The sequence below is a fragment of the Thiobacillus thioparus DSM 505 genome, assembly GCF_000373385.1.
Taxonomy (GTDB): Bacteria; Pseudomonadota; Gammaproteobacteria; order Burkholderiales; family Thiobacillaceae; genus Thiobacillus; species Thiobacillus thioparus.
On record NZ_KB891317.1, the window covers coordinates 76,753 to 92,660 of the forward strand.

A 15,908-nucleotide genomic window follows, 5' to 3' on the forward strand; every position below is an offset into this window, starting at 1 on the left:
CGGCGCGCATTGTAGCGGGTTCGTCCGGCCTTGTGCGCGACACGCCCCGTCAGGAACGGGTTGACGTGGCTTCAACACGAGATGTCGGATTTTCGTTAGCGCATGCTGCGCGAATCAGGCGCGGGCCGTTCAAAGCTGAACAAAACCAAGGCATTGACCATGGCACCGTGCGGCCGCTTGTTTGGCATAAATGGTGCTGGTCTGCAGACGTCAGAAACAAGTCGACGTCCGCCATGAGCGATTTATTTGAGATGTTGAGTACGATCACCCGCCGCAGAAAAGCCGAGGCGGGATCGCCGTTCGCCTCCGTGAAGGCGACCGAGAAATGGCTGAAAAACCTGCATGCGGATTCGGACTACGATGCGCACCACGTGCTGGTCGAAGGCCTAGAGCGTTTCAACGCGGAAAATGAGCCGGCCACGCTCGGTCGGATGAAATCGCTGATGAAGCTGGAAGAGGCGGGTTTGCCCCTGCAGTCCCGCATCATCGAGCAATATGTGCGCAACCAGGCCGCGTTCCGCCTGGCGCGCCAGGCGCTGTGGCGCGAATCATGGGTGTTCTGGTCGATGCTGGCCGAAGCCTGGCTCTGCATGCTGAAGCAGGCGTACCGCAATCCGGCCAGCGCCGAACTCAAACCGTTTGCCGCCGAGATGGCCGCTCGTGCGGTGCGCTATGCCGGGCGGGTCATGCGCTGGGACTACCATCAGGCACGCAATCCGGCCGCATCGGCGTGGCGCCGCGTGCACAAGATATATCGCCTGATCGAGCGTGACGGGTTTGCCACCCAGGCGGTGCAGATCGATGGACAGTCCACGCACTGCGCTCGCGAATACACGCTGGTCGTGCTGATGGGGCTGGTGCATCCGCTCGGCTACCGTGCGCAGGAAATCGAATCTATCGCCCAGCTTCTCGAGCGCTATGAGCCTCTGTCGTTGCCTGCCACCGTACCGCTGCGCGATGTGCATACCCACCTGGTGGATCTCTCGCTGAGTGAGGGAGCAGCCGTGCTGGAAAGCGAGTGGGTGCAGGGTCGCCGCCTGCGCTACTTTGCGCTCGGCCCGCTGGTCGATTACCTGAAGTCGCTCGATGAGGCCGCGACGGAGGTCGACAGCGGACTGACCCGCCAGGTCGCGAGCCTGATCGAGCGCGGCGGCATCCGACGCGGACGCCAGCGTACGAACCGTTTCGGGCGCGTGTGGGTGGCGGCGGGCATGGAGAAGATTCTGAGCGCGCTGTCCCATTCCGATTCGGCCAAGGGCAGTCCTGACCTCGAACCGTGGATGCTGCGCGACGAGAGCACCGAGGGCATGGGATTCTCCCTGGCCGAGTCGACAGCGTTACCGCATGGCCGGTTGGTGGCCGTGAGTTGGGACCCGTCGGAGAACGTGTGGCAATTGCTGGCGATACGCTGGGACCGTGAGGAAGGCGGTCAGCATCTGGTGGGCACCCAGCGCCTGTCGCGCCATCCCAAGCGGGTGGAAGTCTATTTCGAGACGGAGGTGCAGGGCGTGACCCGGGAGCCGACCTGGGCCGTATTCCTGCCGATGACCCACACCGAGCAGGGTGTGAGCAATCTGCTGATTCCGAAAACGCATTACCAGTTGGGCGCGCCGTTGATGCTGCGCGACGGCGACGTCGTCTATCGGCTGCGGCTGGGCGAAGTGCAGGAGGGCCACGAAGGCTGGCTGCGTGTCGGCATGGACGTGGTCGGACGGGAGCAGTTCGTCGCCGCCGCCTGAGCGTATAGCGGATTCAGCGCGTGCGGATGTCCCCGAAATGAAAGTCGAATGAGCCGGCGCGGCGGTCGTTGAAATACTGTTCCAGCGTCGCACGCACGGTGCGGAAAGCGATGTCGTCCCAGGGGATCTCGGCTTCGGTGAAGAGCCGGGTTTCGAGCGACTCGATGCCGGGCTGAAAGTCGAGATCGAGCAGCCGAGCGCGGAACATGAAATACACCTGATTGATATGCGGCAGGTTGTACAAGGTATACAGCCCGCCCACTTCGATGCGCGCGCCGGCTTCTTCCCAGGTTTCGCGCGCCGCGCCTTCGAGCGTGGTTTCGCCGTTCTCCATGAAACCGGCAGGCAGGGTCCACAGGCCGTATCTGGGTTCGATGGCGCGCCGGCACAGCAGTACCTTGTCCTCCCATTCGGGGATGCAGCCGACGACCATCTTGGGGTTCTGGTAGTGGATGGTGCCGCAGTCGGGGCACACATGACGTGGCAGGTGGTCGCCGCTGGGCACGCGCAGCACCACGGTGCCGCCACATTCACTGCAAAAATTCATGCTGCATCCATTCAGTCCAGTTGGCCCCACGGTAGCAAAATCCCCCCACATCGATCAAGGGCGAAACTGGAATGCGCGTGCCTGAGCGATTATCATTTGGTCTCACTCAGCGTTGTTGTCAAGCCCATGCGCCCTTCCCACATAGAAACCATTCTCAACCGTGAATTCGAGAGCGCCGCCGACGGCCATCACACGCCAGTGATGCTGTGGGGCCCGCCGGGCGTCGGCAAATCACAGATCGTCGCCAAGATCGCCCAGCAGCATGGCGTGCCGTTGATCGACATCCGCCTGTCGCAAATGGAGCCGACCGACCTGCGCGGCATCCCGTTCCGCAGCGGCCAGCTAGTCGAATGGTCGATCCCTTCGGTGCTGCCGGATGCCGAGCGCCACGGCCCGTCGGGCATCCTGTTTCTCGACGAGATCACCTCGGCGCCGCCGTCGGTGTCGGCCGCAGCCTACCAGTTGATTCTCGACCGTCGCCTGGGCGAATACAGAGTGCCGGACGGCTGGGTGATCTTTGCCGCCGGCAATCGCCAGGGCGACCGCGGTGTGACCTATGCGATGCCGGCGCCGCTGGCCAACCGCTTCACCCATTACGAGGTCGAGGTGAACCTGGACGACTGGGTGGACTGGGCGCACAGCGAGGACATCGACCCGCGCGTGATCGCCTTCCTGCGTTTCCGCCCCGACCTGCTGTTCAGCTTCGACCCGGCGCATACGCCGATCGCCTTTCCCAGCCCGCGCTCGTGGGAATACGCGCACCGCGCGCTGCAGAAATTCGACAAGACCGATCTGCTGGCCGATGCGCTGATGGCCTGCGTCGGCCAGTCGGCCGGCCTGGAGCTCAAGACCTTCGTTGACAACATGGCGCAGATGCCCGATATCGATGCCATCATCGCCGGCGAGGCGGCGGACGTCCCTGACGGTATCGACCTGCAGTATGGCGTCGCGGCCGCACTGGTCCGGCGTGCGCTGAAGGCGGCCGACAGCGGCAATGCCACGGCAGTGTACGGCAACATCCTCAAGTACGCGCAGCGTTTCCCGCAGCGTGAAATGGGCGTAATGCTGGTGAGCGACCTGCACCGCGCGGTGGGGCGTCCGCTGTTCGCCGTGCCGGCGTTTTCTGAATGGGCCAACAGCATCACCGATCTGGTTTTATACGAGCATTGAGGTCCCATGGCTGAAGCCAACGACGCCGCGCTCGAACCCATCCTCACCAAACTCGCCGCGGCGCGCACGCGGCTCATCATGGAGCGCCCGTTTCTCGGCGCGCTGGTGATGCATCTACCGCTGAAAGTCGGCGGCGAGGGATGCACGACTACCGGCACCGACGCGCAGGCCTTCTATTTCAATCCGAAATTCATCGACAACCTCAATCTCGCGCAGACGCAGTTCGTGCTGGCGCACGAGGCGATGCACTGTGCGATGGGCCATACCCACCGCCGCAACCATCGCGTCAAGCGGCGCTGGGACGTGGCCTGCGACCACGCGGTCAATCTCATCCTGATCGAGGAAGGCCTGAAGCCGCCGCTGCATGGCATCCTCGCCGACCAGAACTACATGACGCTGTCGGCGGAGGAAATCTATCCGCTGATCCCCGAGGACACGCCGGAAGAGTCCTTCGACCAGCACATGTTCGACAACGACAACGACTCCGGCGCCAGCCCCGACGAGAACCAGCGCCAGGACAACCCGGACGCCGGCGAATCGGGGGGGCAGGGCAAGGAAGGCCAGAGCCAGGCTGAGGAAAAAGAGGGCAGCGGCAGCCAGGCCTCACAGAAGCCCAATGAGTTGTCGCCCAGCGAACGCGAGGAACTCGCCGAGCAGTGGAAGAATCGCCTGGCCGCCGCCGCCCAGGCCGCTCGCCAGGCAGGCAAGCTGTCGCAGTCGATGATGCGCTGGGTCGACGATCTGCTCGCTCCCAGCCTGCCATGGCGCGCGCTGCTGGCGCGTTTCTTCGCGGTCAACCAGCGCGACGACTATTCGTGGCGCCGGCCGTCCCGGCGCGAGGGCGACGCGCTGCTGCCACGCCTGTCGAGCGAAGGCATCGACGTGGTGGCGGCGATCGACACCAGCGGCTCGATCAGCGACGAGGAATTGCGCGAGTTCGTCACCGAGCTCGACGCTCTGAAAGGCCAGGTGCGCGCGCGCGTCACCCTGCTGGCATGCGACAACCATGTGGCGGAACAGGCGCCGTGGGAATTCGAGCCTTGGGACGCCATGCAACTGCCGACCGACCTCGAAGGGGGGGGCGGTACCGACTTCCGTCCGGTGTTCGCCTGGGTCGAACACGAGAATCGCAGCCCCAACATGCTGGTATATTTCACCGATGCCGAAGGCGATTTCCCCAAAGTTCCGCCGAATTACCCGGTGATCTGGCTGGTCAAGGGCAAGGGCGTGGTGCCCTGGGGCGAACGGGTGCAGCTGAATTGAGCGCGCCGCCCGACCGCGTCCGCAGCTTCCTCTTCGAGCAACTCGACATCCGGGGCGCGTGGGTGCAACTGGGCGGCGCCTGGCGCGAGATGACGGCGGGCCGCAATTACCCTGAGCCGGTCCTCGAACTGCTCGGCCAGCTGGCGGCGGTGACCACGCTGATCACTGCCAACCTCAAGCAAGCGGGGCGACTGACCTTCCAGCTGCGCGGCGACGGCGACGTATCGCTGCTGGTGATTGACTGCGACGAGCAGTTACGCCTGCGCGGCATGGCGCATGCACCGTCGGAGCTCTCTTCAGGCAGCCTGCCGGCCCTGCTGGGCGACGGTTCGCTGACGCTGATACTCGACACGGCCGACATGCGCCAGCCCTACCAGAGCCATGTACCGCTGCAGGGCGAGACGCTCGCCGCCGTATTCGAGCATTACCTCGCGCAGTCCGAGCAGGCGCCGACCCGGTTGTGGCTGGCGGCCAATCACGAGGTGGCGGCGGGCCTGTTTTTGCAGGCGTTGCCGGGCGCGGCCGCGCGCGATGCCGATGGCTGGAATCGGGTGCAGATCCTGGCCGGCACGGTGCGTGCCGACGAATTGCTCGACCTCGGCGCGATCAAGCTGATCGAACGCCTGTTTCCGGAAGAGGATGTGCGCGTGTACGACCCGCGCCCGGTCAGTTATCACTGCCCGTATGATCCGGACAAGATCTATTCCATGTTGCGCAGCGTCGGGCGTGCAGAATGCGAAGCCATTCTTGCCGAGCAGGGTGAAATACGGGTGCACGACGACATCTGCAACCACGAGTACGTGCTGGATGCGGCCGCGGTGACGGCCTTGTTTGAATGAAAGGATGAGCGATGCGGACAGAATGGATACTGGCAGGGCTGCTGATTTTCGCGAACGGGGCACAGGCGGAGGACGGACGCTACCAGGCTTTGCCGCTGGCCGGGGCCGAGGGCGGCAAGGGTGGCGGGCGGGCGCTCATTCTCGATACCCGCGACGGCCATGTATGGATCTGGAGCGAGAACGAACTCATTACTGCGCCGGATGGCCACCGCCGTTATGGCACGGGCTTCATCTATCAGGGCAAGCTGCGCCCCGGCAATCAGGCGGGCGAGTTCATCGAACAGAAGGCCAAGTGAACGTGCGGCTTCGCCTGGCGCCCGGTCTTGGGCGGGGCGGCGGACGACCTATGGCTTAAGGCGAAGCCTGTCCGGGCCGATATGTGCTCATACTTGCGCACCCATCCGAGAAAAATGCAGACCGAGTCAGCCCCCCAACCCGCTTCCCCCCAGGCTGGACGCCAGAAAATCCGCCTGGGCGACCTGCTCGTCGAGCAGAAGGTCATCTCCAGCGCCGACCTGGACATCGCACTGGCGGCGCAGAAGAAAAGCGGGCGCCGCCTGGGCCGCATCATCGTCGAAAGCGGGCTGGCAGGCGAAAACGACATTGCCCAGGCGCTGGCGTTTGCGTCCAGTGCGGTCTCGGAGACGGACAGCGTCGTGCAGGTGGAGGATGGCCGCATCGTCGCCATCGGCGGAATGATGAAGCAATCCTTCGACGGTAGCGCCAACCGTGTGCCCGGGCCGGGCCAGGTGCCGCTGTTGGGGTACTTCTTTGGCAATACCAACCAGAGTTCGAAGAAGAGCGAACTGGTGATCCTCATCAAGCCGACCGTCATCGATCGCCAGGAAGATTGACAGGCGGATGCGGAAGCGACCCAGGCACGCCTCGACAAACTCGAGCGACAACCGGCGACACCATGACGGCAGTGGCTTTCTCCAACTCCGAAAATTCGCTGGGTGCAGCCGGCGAGTTTTACGGTGGCGGAAAGCCGATGCCTTCGACCAACGGCCGCCATTCCCTCTCCTATCTTGCCCATTTCGGACTTGCCGAAGCGCCTTTTGGACTGACCCCGATACCGATTTCTTTTTTGCCTCGCCACCGCATCAGGAAGCGCTGGACACGCTCCTCTATGCACTGGAAAGCGGCGAGGGCTTCATCAAGATCGTCGGCGCGGTCGGGACCGGAAAAACCCTGCTGTGCCGGACCCTGCTGGCCGAACTGCCTAGGCGCTGCCGTGCGCTCTATCTTCCCAACCCCGCGCTCGATCCGCTCGGCATCCTGTTTGCCGTCGCCGAGGAACTGGGCCTCAAGCTGACGGGAAAGGAAAGCTATTACCGCGTCCACAAGGCGATCCAGACGCGGCTGATCGCGCTGGCCAGGCGTGGCACGCGCGTGGTACTGATCCTCGACGAGGCCCAGGCGATCTCGCTGGAGAGCCTGGAAACGGTCCGGCTGCTGTCCAACCTGGAAACCGAGAAGCGAAAATTGCTGACAATCGTGCTGTTCGGCCAGCCGGAACTGGATGAGCGGCTGCAGGCCATTCCGCAACTCAAGACCCGGATCAGTTTCCATGATCGCCTGCGCCCTCTGCAGCGCGAGGAACTTGTTGCCTATCTGTCCCATCGCCTGGCGCGCGCGGGTTTCGAATCCGCCGCCTTGCCGTTCAGCCCGCGTGCCGTCGGGTTTTTGTACGAGGCCAGCGCTGGCGTTCCGCGCGTGGTCAATGTCATTGCCCACAAGGCGCTCATGCTGGCGTATGGAAAAGGCCTGCATCGTGTCGGCGGGCGCGAGATGCGAGAGGCCGCACGCGACACCCTGGCGGCCAAGTCAATCAATCGCACTGCACGATGGGTGCTGCTCGTTCTGGCGACGCTGGGGGCGGGCGCCGCAACCGCAGGCTGGTTGTACCTGATTGCGTAGACCGTTCCATGCCGGATTTCGATTGAACGTATGAGTATCATCAACCAGACGTTGCGTGCGCTGGACGCGCGCCAGACCGATCACGCTTCCCACCGGACACCGCCATCCCCACTCGTCGTGGCGAAGCGGCGCAGGATGCCGCTATGGGGCGCCGTCGCCCTGCTATTGCCGCTTGCCGGACTGGGGATATGGCTGGCTGCCGTACGTCCCCTGCAGCCGCATGCGGCGGGCGAGCGACGTGTCGCGATCCGGTCTGTGGCCGTGTCTGCGCCGATGTCGCCGGCGGTGTCCTTCGCGCAAACTCCAGTCAAGGCACCCACCTCTCCCGTTGTCGTTGCATATCAGGCCGGATCGGCGGATGCGGAAAAAGAAAAGAAACGGTTGGCGCCGGCCAATCCCCCCAAGCTGCCCGAACCCGCCGCGGCGATCGCGACGGTGAGCATGTCAGGTCACGCTGTGGCGCAGCAGCCGGCCATTCGCAAGGAAGTCAATCAACCCACACCCCGGGAAGCGGCCGACGAACGCTATCGCAAGGCATTGACGCTCATCCGGACAGGGCAGGCGGATCGGGCCCGGGCGCTGCTGGAAGAGGCGCTTGTATTGTCTCCTGAGCATGTTGCTGCGCGCGAAGCGCTGGCGGCGTTGTTGAGCGATGCCGGCCGCAATCAGGAGGCCGAAAAGATCTTGCGCATCGGGCGCGCAGCGAGCCCGGAACATGCGTGGTTTGCACTCAGCCTTGCCCGCCTGCAGGCGGCACGCGGGGATACGGAAGGCGCGGTTGCAAGCTTGCAGAGCGGGATGGGTGGGCGCGGTGTCGATGCCGATTACCATGCGACGCTGGCGGCGCTGCAGGTGCAGCTCAAGCAATATCCCGATGCCGTGCGGCAATACGAGCTGGCGCTTGAGATGCAACCGGGCTCGGGAATCTGGTGGGTGGGCTTGGGACTCGCCCTGGCCGCCCAGGGAAAAAACGACAAAGCGCATTCCGCCTACCGGCGCGCGCGCATGGCAGGCAATCTGCCGGATACGCTCGAGGAATTTGTCCGCGCCAAACTCGCCGACTAGCAATCGGCGGGCACAGCGAATATGTTGAAATCCCATGAGTTGCGCGAACGTAACCAGGGCATGGCCCAGGAGCTGTGGTAATTACACAACGCAAATTTTTCGCAATGGAAGAAAATTAATAGATTGTGGTTTTCTTTTGCCGATTTGTTAGAATTCCGCGCGTCGGCTGGATCTCAAGTCCCGGACCGATCTCTGGTGTGGGTTTTTATATTCGTAATAAAGGGAAATCAAATGAAATATTCCGTTCTCCTGGCTGCTCTGCTGGCTGTTTCCATGACCGCTTGCGGCAAAAAAGAAGAAGCTGCTGCTCCCGCTGAAGCGCCCGCTGCTGCTGCTCCTGCTCCGGAAGCTGCTGCGCCCGCTCCCGCTCCGGAAGCTGCTGCTCCGGCCGCTCCTGCTGATGCTGCTGCTCCGGCCGCTCCTGCTGACGCTGCTGCTCCGGCCGCTCCTGCTGACGCTGCTGCTCCTGCTGCCAAGTAATTCCAGGTTCAGGAACGTAAAACCGGCCTTTGGGCCGGTTTTTTTATGCCTGCAAGAAACGATCGAGCCGGGTCAGGGCTTCAGCCAGCCGGGGCAGGGGCTGGGTATACGCAAAGCGGACATGGCGCGCGGCGTGAAAATGGCCAAAATCGATCCCTGGCGTCACCGCAACGCCCGCCTGATCGAGCAACTGGCCGGCGAAGGCGTGGCTGTCCTGGGTGAAACGGCTGCAGTCGGCATACAGGTAAAACGCGCCCTGTGGGGTCACCGGAATGGCGAAGCCTCGTTCGCGCAAGGCGGGCAGCAGAAAATCGCGGCGGGCCCGGAGTTCGGCCTTGCGGGTTTCGAGTTGATCCAGCGTCGCGGGCGAGAAGGCCGCCAGCGCGGCATGCTGGGCCGGGGTGGACGCCGCCAGGAACAGGTTCTGCGCCAGACGTTCCAGCGCCGGCATGGCCCAGGCAGGTGCGGCCAGCCAGCCGAGCCGCCAGCCGGTCATCAGGAAATACTTGGAAAAACTGTTGACGACGAACACGTCGTCCCAGCGCGCGGCCGTGTGCTCATCGCCGTCGTAGGTCAGCGCCAGATAGATCTCGTCGACAATCAAGGCCACGCCCTGCGCGTGGCACCAGTCGTGGATGCGTGCAAGCTCGTCGGCTGAAATGCCGGTGCCGGTAGGATTGGACGGGCTGGCAATCAATACGGCACGGGTGGCCGGGGTGGCGTTGCGCTCGATGGCTTCGAGGGTGAGCTGGAAGCCGCTGTCGGAATCGACTGGGATGCTGACGGCGCGCGCATCGCAGAACCCGGCGAAATGGCGATTGCACGGATAGCCCGGATCGGCCATCAGTACCTCGTCGCCTGGCCCGGCCAGGAGGCCCAGCGCCAGCAGCAGGGCACCGGAGGCGCCGGGGGTCACCACGATTCGCGCCGGATCGACCGTGGCCTGCCAGCGCGTGGCATAAAACCCCGCGATGGCTTCGCGCAGCGCCGTTAAACCCAGGGCGCCGGTGTAATGCGTGTGGCCGGCGCGCAGCGCGGCGATGCCGGCTTCGACGATGGGCTCGGGGGTGGCGAAGTCGGGCTCGCCGATTTCGAGGTGGATGATGTCGCGCCCGGCGGCTTCGAGTGCCTGGGCCTGCGCCAGGATGGCCATGACGTGGAAGGGCGCGATGCCATCCATGCGTGCCGCGATATTGGGCTTAGTCGTGCTCATGGAATTCCAGTCGTTGCCCGGAGGGCATGGCTGCCAGTGGATGCTGGCGAAAGAACTGCTGCAGCTGTTGGTAAACTGCCGGATATTCCGCATCGAGCAGGTGCGGCGTCTCGAAGAATACTTCAGTTAGTACCGCAAAGAACTCGGCAGGATCGGCCGTGGCGTAGGGGTCGATGGCCGTGTCCTCGCCTGAATCGACGCGTCTGCACAGATCCTCGTAGGCCGTACTGAAATCCTGTGCCCAGGCAGCGGCATCCATGCCGCGATGCAGCGGCGGGAACCCGTTGGCGTTGCCGTTCAGCATGTCCAGCTTGTGCGCGAATTCGTGCAGAACGACATTGAAACCGTCGGCCTGGCCGCTGGCTTCGACGTCGGCGCGCGACAGCACCAGAGGGCCGCCCAGCCAGGATTCGCCGGACAGGATATCGCGCGAGTGGTGCACCACCCCGGCCTCGTCCATTTCCTCACGAGAACGCAGAAATTCATCGGGATAGAGAATGATCTCGCTCCAGCTGCGGTAGCTGTCCTCGCCGAGGTTGAGCGTCAACAAGCAGGCCTGCAACGCGATGGCAAGCCGGATGGAATCATCGATCCCTGAGTCGCCCGCTGCGGAAAAGGTCTTGTCGTGGATGAACAAGCTGGCGGACTCCCGCAGGCGTGTCCGCTCCGAGGCATCCAGTCGGTGCAGGATCGGCAGATTGGCGAGCGCGGCCTCGAAGGCATCGACCGGGATGGCGTGCCGCGCGAGGATGCGGGCCCGGCGCCAGCGGCCAAACCAGCTCATCCACTTGTCCTCACTCGTCGTCGTCGAGCAGGCGCGCGCTGGCGGCGTCCGGGTGCTCGAGCTCGACCCGTTCGATCTGCTGGAAGCGGCGACTGATCTTGTCGCTGGAAATGCGCACCTCGCTCACATCCTTGTTGGCCTGCTCGATGTGGGTGGCGAGTTTTTTCATGCGCTCGTCGAAGCGGGCGAAATCCTTCGCCAGCTTGCCCAGCTCGTCCTTGATGACGTGGGCCATGCGCCGGGTTTCCGAATCGCGGATCACCGCACGCGCGGTATTGAGCACGGCCATCAGCGTGGTCGGCGAGGTCAGCCACACCCGCTTCTTCTGCGCGTGCTCGACGAGGTCGGGGTGGTAGGCGTGGATCTCGGCGAACACCGCTTCGGCCGGCAGGAACATCACGGCCCCATCGGAGGTTTCGCCCTCGACGATGTACTTGGCGGCGATGTCGTCGACGTGCTTTTTGACGTCGGCCTTGAACTGTCGCCGTGAGGCGTCGCGCTCGGCCGGCGGCAGGCTGTCGTCGAACATGCGGCTGTAGTTTTCCAGCGGGAACTTGGAATCGACGCAGACGGAGCCGGTCGGTTCGGGAAGGATCAGTACGCAGTCGGCGCGCGCACCGCTCTTCAAGGTGTGCTGGAATGCGTAGGCGTCGGGCGGCAGGCTGTTGCGCACCAGCGCTTCCAGCTGCACTTCGCCGAAGGCGCCGCGCGAACGCTTGTCGCCCAATATTTCCTGCAAGCTGACGACATTGGACGCCAGTCCTTCGATCTTCTTCTGCGCTTCGTCGATCACCGCCAGCCGCGACATCACCGAGGTGAAGGTTTCGTTGGTTTTCTTGAAGCCTTCGTCGAGCCGCTCGGCGACCTTGCCGGAGATTTCGTTCAGCCGGCCGTCGACCGTCTGCGACAGTTGCTGCACGCGCTCGTTGAAGTGCGCGGTCATGCCTTTGAGCGTGTCCTGCAACAGACTCTGCTCGGCGCGTCCCTGCTCGATCAGCTTTTCCAGCATCGCGGTCTGGAACAGGGTGAACTGGCCGGTGACGGTTTCGCGTGTTTCCGCCAGCCGTTCGCTTTGCGCGACCTGCAAGGCGGCGAGCTGGGTCTGCATGCGGTCGGATTGCTGTGACAAGCCGGTATGCAGGTCGGTCAGCACCGCGCGGTGGCGGGCTTCCATGTCCTGAGCCAATAGCGCGGGCAATCCGAGTTGCTCCCGCCGCAGCGCGCCCAGGCGAAGCAGCAGGATGGCGATCATGAGGACGAGGGCGGCAAGGCCGGCGAGGAGGCCGATTTCGACAGGTTGCATGCGCGGATTTTACCCGTGCCGTCATAAAAAAACCCGGCGCGAAGCCGGGTTTCGGATTACGCCGCCGCGCGGTTGGCGCGCTTGCGCTCGTGTTCCTGCAGGTGGCGCTTGCGGATGCGGATCGACTTCGGTGTGATTTCCACCAGTTCGTCGTCGTCGATGAATTCCACCGCGGACTCCAGCGTCAGCTTGATCGGCGTGGTCAGGCGCACGGCTTCGTCTGTGCCGGAGGCGCGCACGTTGGTCAGCTGCTTGCCCTTGATCGGGTTGACCACCAGATCGTTGTCGCGGCTGTGGATGCCGATGATCATGCCTTCGTACAGCTTGTCGCCGGGCGAGACGAACATGCGGCCGCGGTCTTCCAGTTTCCACAGTGCGTAGGCGACGGCCTCGCCGTTGTCCTGCGACACCAGCACGCCGTTGTGGCGGCCGGGCAGGTCGGCTTTCACCGGGCCGTAGTCGTCGAACACGTGGCTCATCAGGCCGGTGCCGCGCGTCATGGTCATGAAGTCTGACTGGAAGCCGATCAGGCCGCGCGCGGGGATGTGGTATTCGAGGCGGGTGCGGCCGTTGCCGTCGGACTCCATGTTGGTGAGTTCGCCACGGCGGCGGCCGATTTCTTCCATCACCGCGCCCTGCGTGTCATCTTCCAGGTCGATGCTGAGGTTTTCGTACGGCTCGCATTTCTCGCCGTTGATTTCCTTGTACACCACGCGCGGCTTGCCGACGGCCAGCTCGAAGCCTTCGCGGCGCATGTTTTCCAGCAGGATGGTGAGGTGCAGTTCGCCACGGCCGGAGACGCGGAACACGTCGGCGTCGCCGGTTTCGTCGACCCGCAGCGCGACGTTGACCAGCAGTTCCTTGGCCAGGCGGTCGCGGATCTGGCGGCTGGTGACGAACTTGCCTTCGGTGCCGGCGAGCGGCGAGGTGTTCACCATGAAGTCCATGTTCAGCGTCGGTTCGTCCACCGGCAGGACCGGCAGGCCGACCGGATTGTCCTTGTCACAGATGGTGACGCCGATGCCGATGTCGTCGAGGCCCGAGATGATGATGATGTCGCCGGCTTCGGCTTCGCTCACCGGGATGCGATCCAGTCCCTGGAAGCCGAGCACCTGGTTGATGCGGCCGGTGGCGACCTGTTCCTCGTGATTCATCACCACGACCGACATGCCAGGCTTGATGCGTCCGTTCAGCACGCGGCCGACGCCGAGGCGGCCGGTGTAGGTCGAATAGTCCAGCGCGGCGATCTGCAGTTGCAGCGGCGCGTCGGCCGAACCGGGCGGCGTGGGCACGTGGGCGAGCACAGTGTCGAACAGCGGCTTCATGTCGGCCGCGCTCCCGCCGTTCGACGGCGCATCTTTCAGGTCCATGCAGGCCCAGCCGTTGAGACCGGAAGCGTAGATGATCGGGAAGTCGAGTTGTTCGTCCGTTGCGTGGAGCTTGTCGAACAGGTCGAAGGTCTGGTCCACCACCCAGTTCGGACGCGCGCCGGGGCGATCCACCTTGTTGATCACGACGATGGGGCGCAAGCCGAGGGCCAGCGCCTTCTTGGTGACGAAGCGCGTCTGCGGCATCGGGCCTTCGACGGCGTCGACCAGCAGCACCACGCCGTCGACCATGCCGAGCACGCGCTCGACCTCGCCGCCGAAGTCCGCGTGGCCGGGGGTGTCGACGATGTTGATGTGGTAGTCGCCGTAGGTGATCGCGGTGTTCTTCGCCAGAATGGTGATGCCGCGTTCCTTTTCCAGGTCGTTGGAGTCCATCACGCGCTCGTCAACCGCCTGGTTGTCGCGGAAGGTGCCGGACTGCTTGAGGAGCTGGTCGACCAGCGTGGTCTTGCCATGGTCGACGTGCGCGATGATGGCGATGTTGCGGAGCTTGCGGGACATGATGGGGTGCCGGATTGCGGGAAACCCGGCATTATAACAGGGTTTTTTGACTATTTATTGGGCAAGCGGATGCGCGGCCAGGCGGGCATCGATGCGGTCGATCATCTGCTCGTAGCGTGCGCTGCCGATAGGCCCGAACCGGCGGTCGAATTCGGTCTGCGACATGAATTCCGGCAGGTCGCGAAAATCAGGCAGCAAGTCGGTGTCACTGTGGGAGACAGCCAGCAGTTGCCGCACCCGGGCCGCAGCATCGCCGGTCGCGTGGGTGCCGAGCCTCACGCCAGCACGATCGTTGGCCAGATCGGTAAAACTGAAGCCCGAGCCCCGGTCGGCGTCTTCTTCTTCCTTCATCAGGCCGATGGCATTGGCCAGACGGCTGCCGCCGTTGGCCGACAGCGCGGCGGAAATCACGAAATGCTCAGCAAAGTCGCGCCGCCCGTGGATCGACAGCAGTACGCGCGGCGCCCGGCGGATCGAATGGCTGTCGCCCTCCAGCAGCTTGGGCAGGCTGATCCCCCCCAAGTATGCCGCCAGAGCAGTGAGGGCGGCGCGGTTTTCCTCGCGTGCGTCGTTGCCAGTTTGCAGGGCGTACGTAAATAGCGGGCCCATGATGCTCACCAGCGGCACCGTACTGCCGCGCGGGTGGGGCTTCAGCAAGGCGTCCAGCCTGGCGGCATAGGCCAGCATGCGGGCCTGGTCTTCCGGCGCGATCAGCAGTTCGGCGCTTTTGCGCTCGATCCGGGTCAGCAGTTCGGGACGCCAGCGGTAATCCAGGGTGGCCTGGTTCTCGTCGAAGCTCACCCGGGTGAACGCATCGGCCAGCGTGGCATAGGTTTTGTCGCGCCGCAGCCAGCGATGCGCCAGACGCGCGGTCCAGTCGGCCAGTGCGCCCGGCAGCGGCAGGCTGCCGAGTTGCAGGCTCCGGATACGGATGCCGCCGGGCACATCCGCCACTTCGGCGGTGATGTTGAGATAGCGCCCAAACGGGTTGGGCGGGACGGTGAGCGTGGCAGTAAGCGTGGCCAGCCCCGGGGTGAGTTCGGCGGCAATGCCGCTGACGCGGCGCAGTTCGACGGCGTAGTTGAGCAACCGGTCGAGTTCGGCCTCGTCGAGCTGGATGCTCTGGACGACGTCGGGCGTCTGGCCGCGCGGGTCGTGTTTCTCGAACAGCGATTTGATCCAGGCGAGGTCGGTGCGGCGGAATTGCGCCGGCGGCTCGATGGCGGGTGCGTCATCCAGCGCCAGCCACGGCAGCAGGGTAAGTGCGGCCAGCACAACGAACAGCCCTCCCCAGCCGGTCAGCCGCTTCATGTTCATCCAGGCTGGTTGCGCATGAAGTCGGCGGTCTTGAAGAATGCGGCCGTCAGTTCCTGCTGCATGGCGGCATCCACGCCCACGTCCTGCATGGCACGGATCATGCAGCCCATCCACTGGTCGCGTTCGGCCTCGCAGATGGCAAAGGGCATATGGCGGCGGCGCAGGAAGGGATGGCCGAAGCGGTCGATATATTCCGGCGGACCGCCGGTCCAGCCGGACAGGAACCAGAACAGCTTGTTGCGCGATTCGGTGAGATCGGCCGGATGCAGCTTGCGGATGCCGTAGTAATCCGGGTCTTCGTCCATCAGGTCGTAAAATCGATCGACCAGGCGGCGAATGGCCTCGCTGCCGCCAAGGCGTTCGTAATGCGTTTGCATCG

At 64.2% G+C, this 15,908-nt stretch carries 15 protein-coding genes; 8 read left to right on the forward strand and 7 right to left on the reverse strand.

Annotation, left to right across the window (positions count from 1 at the left end; genetic code table 11):
* Window positions 1-233: 233 nt before the first annotated feature.
* On the forward strand, window positions 234-1,739 hold the full coding sequence (locus B058_RS0106070) for a hypothetical protein (protein ID WP_245539267.1): 1,506 nt from the start codon (window positions 234-236) through the stop codon (window positions 1,737-1,739).
* A gap of 13 nt (window positions 1,740-1,752) precedes the next feature.
* On the opposite strand, the gene B058_RS0106075 is transcribed toward B058_RS0106070, so the two are convergent.
* Window positions 1,753-2,286: an NUDIX hydrolase gene (locus B058_RS0106075; protein WP_018507587.1), complete on the reverse strand. Its 534-nt coding sequence runs from the start codon at window positions 2,284-2,286 to the stop codon at window positions 1,753-1,755.
* A gap of 126 nt (window positions 2,287-2,412) precedes the next feature.
* On the opposite strand from B058_RS0106075, the gene B058_RS0106080 reads away from it, so the two are divergent.
* The 7 genes from B058_RS0106080 (at window position 2,413) to B058_RS0106110 (ending at window position 8,543) form a co-directional block, all read left to right on the forward strand.
* Complete coding sequence (locus B058_RS0106080; protein WP_026240693.1) at window positions 2,413-3,456, forward strand: AAA family ATPase; 1,044 nt, start codon at window positions 2,413-2,415, stop codon at window positions 3,454-3,456.
* Window positions 3,457-3,462: 6 nt separating this feature from the next.
* A complete protein-coding gene (locus tag B058_RS0106085; RefSeq protein ID WP_018507589.1) occupies window positions 3,463-4,719 on the forward strand; it encodes a vWA domain-containing protein in 1,257 nt (418 codons plus the stop codon).
* On the forward strand, window positions 4,716-5,558 hold the full coding sequence (gene hslO / locus B058_RS0106090; RefSeq protein WP_018507590.1) for an Hsp33 family molecular chaperone HslO: 843 nt from the start codon (window positions 4,716-4,718) through the stop codon (window positions 5,556-5,558). The genes B058_RS0106085 and hslO overlap by 4 nt, the downstream gene beginning before the upstream one ends.
* Window positions 5,559-5,569: 11 nt before the next feature.
* Window positions 5,570-5,854, forward strand: coding sequence for a hypothetical protein (locus B058_RS0106095; RefSeq protein ID WP_018507591.1), 285 nt, complete (start codon window positions 5,570-5,572; stop codon window positions 5,852-5,854).
* A gap of 114 nt (window positions 5,855-5,968) precedes the next feature.
* Window positions 5,969-6,412: a cyclic di-GMP-binding domain-containing protein, MshE-related gene (locus B058_RS17815; RefSeq protein ID WP_018507592.1), complete on the forward strand. Its 444-nt coding sequence runs from the start codon at window positions 5,969-5,971 to the stop codon at window positions 6,410-6,412.
* Between the two features lie 7 nt (window positions 6,413-6,419).
* A complete protein-coding gene (locus B058_RS16540; RefSeq protein WP_245539268.1) occupies window positions 6,420-7,478 on the forward strand; it encodes an ExeA family protein in 1,059 nt (352 codons plus the stop codon).
* Between the two features lie 30 nt (window positions 7,479-7,508).
* Entirely contained in the window at window positions 7,509-8,543 is a 1,035-nt protein-coding gene (locus B058_RS0106110) for a tetratricopeptide repeat protein (RefSeq protein WP_018507593.1), read from the forward strand.
* Window positions 8,544-9,066: 523 nt separating this feature from the next.
* Here the strand turns inward: B058_RS0106110 and B058_RS0106115 are convergent.
* From B058_RS0106115 to B058_RS0106140, 6 genes are read right to left on the reverse strand one after another with little or no spacing between them, the layout of a single operon-like run.
* Window positions 9,067-10,236, reverse strand: coding sequence for a pyridoxal phosphate-dependent aminotransferase (locus B058_RS0106115; protein ID WP_026240694.1), 1,170 nt, complete (start codon window positions 10,234-10,236; stop codon window positions 9,067-9,069).
* On the reverse strand, window positions 10,223-11,020 hold the full coding sequence (locus B058_RS0106120) for a M90 family metallopeptidase (protein WP_018507595.1): 798 nt from the start codon (window positions 11,018-11,020) through the stop codon (window positions 10,223-10,225). Before B058_RS0106120 ends, B058_RS0106115 begins: the two co-directional genes overlap by 14 nt.
* Before the next feature lie 10 nt (window positions 11,021-11,030).
* Window positions 11,031-12,323 carry a DNA recombination protein RmuC gene (locus B058_RS0106125; protein WP_018507596.1) on the reverse strand — a complete coding sequence of 431 codons (1,293 nt, stop codon included), beginning with the start codon at window positions 12,321-12,323 and terminating at the stop codon, window positions 11,031-11,033.
* A gap of 56 nt (window positions 12,324-12,379) precedes the next feature.
* Window positions 12,380-14,212: a translational GTPase TypA gene (typA, locus tag B058_RS0106130; protein ID WP_018507597.1), complete on the reverse strand. Its 1,833-nt coding sequence runs from the start codon at window positions 14,210-14,212 to the stop codon at window positions 12,380-12,382.
* A 54-nt stretch (window positions 14,213-14,266) separates the two neighbouring features.
* The gene (locus B058_RS0106135) at window positions 14,267-15,523 is read right to left on the reverse strand and encodes a hypothetical protein (protein ID WP_026240696.1); all 1,257 of its coding nucleotides are present in this window, start codon (window positions 15,521-15,523) and stop codon (window positions 14,267-14,269) included.
* 2 nt (window positions 15,524-15,525) lie between these two features.
* Window positions 15,526-15,906, reverse strand: a complete 381-nt coding sequence (locus B058_RS0106140; protein WP_018507599.1) for a group II truncated hemoglobin — start codon at window positions 15,904-15,906, stop codon at window positions 15,526-15,528.
* Window positions 15,907-15,908 lie beyond the last annotated feature (2 nt).

Excerpts from the sequence above, each read along its gene's own strand:
- typA (WP_018507597.1), bottom strand. The coding sequence starts at position 14,212 with ATGTCCCGCAAGCTCCGCAACATCGCCATCATCGCGCACGTCGACCAT.
- B058_RS0106120 (WP_018507595.1), bottom strand. The coding sequence starts at position 11,020 with ATGAGCTGGTTTGGCCGCTGGCGCCGGGCCCGCATCCTCGCGCGGCAC.
- B058_RS0106085 (WP_018507589.1), top strand. The coding sequence starts at position 3,463 with ATGGCTGAAGCCAACGACGCCGCGCTCGAACCCATCCTCACCAAACTC.
- B058_RS16540 (WP_245539268.1), top strand. The coding sequence starts at position 6,420 with ATGCGGAAGCGACCCAGGCACGCCTCGACAAACTCGAGCGACAACCGG.
- B058_RS0106075 (WP_018507587.1), bottom strand. The coding sequence starts at position 2,286 with ATGAATTTTTGCAGTGAATGTGGCGGCACCGTGGTGCTGCGCGTGCCC.
- B058_RS0106125 (WP_018507596.1), bottom strand. The coding sequence starts at position 12,323 with ATGCAACCTGTCGAAATCGGCCTCCTCGCCGGCCTTGCCGCCCTCGTC.
- B058_RS0106135 (WP_026240696.1), bottom strand. The coding sequence starts at position 15,523 with ATGAAGCGGCTGACCGGCTGGGGAGGGCTGTTCGTTGTGCTGGCCGCA.
- B058_RS0106140 (WP_018507599.1), bottom strand. The coding sequence starts at position 15,906 with ATGCAAACGCATTACGAACGCCTTGGCGGCAGCGAGGCCATTCGCCGC.
- B058_RS0106080 (WP_026240693.1), top strand. The coding sequence starts at position 2,413 with ATGCGCCCTTCCCACATAGAAACCATTCTCAACCGTGAATTCGAGAGC.
- B058_RS17815 (WP_018507592.1), top strand. The coding sequence starts at position 5,969 with ATGCAGACCGAGTCAGCCCCCCAACCCGCTTCCCCCCAGGCTGGACGC.
- B058_RS0106070 (WP_245539267.1), top strand. The coding sequence starts at position 234 with ATGAGCGATTTATTTGAGATGTTGAGTACGATCACCCGCCGCAGAAAA.
- B058_RS0106115 (WP_026240694.1), bottom strand. The coding sequence starts at position 10,236 with ATGAGCACGACTAAGCCCAATATCGCGGCACGCATGGATGGCATCGCG.
- B058_RS0106110 (WP_018507593.1), top strand. The coding sequence starts at position 7,509 with ATGAGTATCATCAACCAGACGTTGCGTGCGCTGGACGCGCGCCAGACC.
- B058_RS0106095 (WP_018507591.1), top strand. The coding sequence starts at position 5,570 with ATGCGGACAGAATGGATACTGGCAGGGCTGCTGATTTTCGCGAACGGG.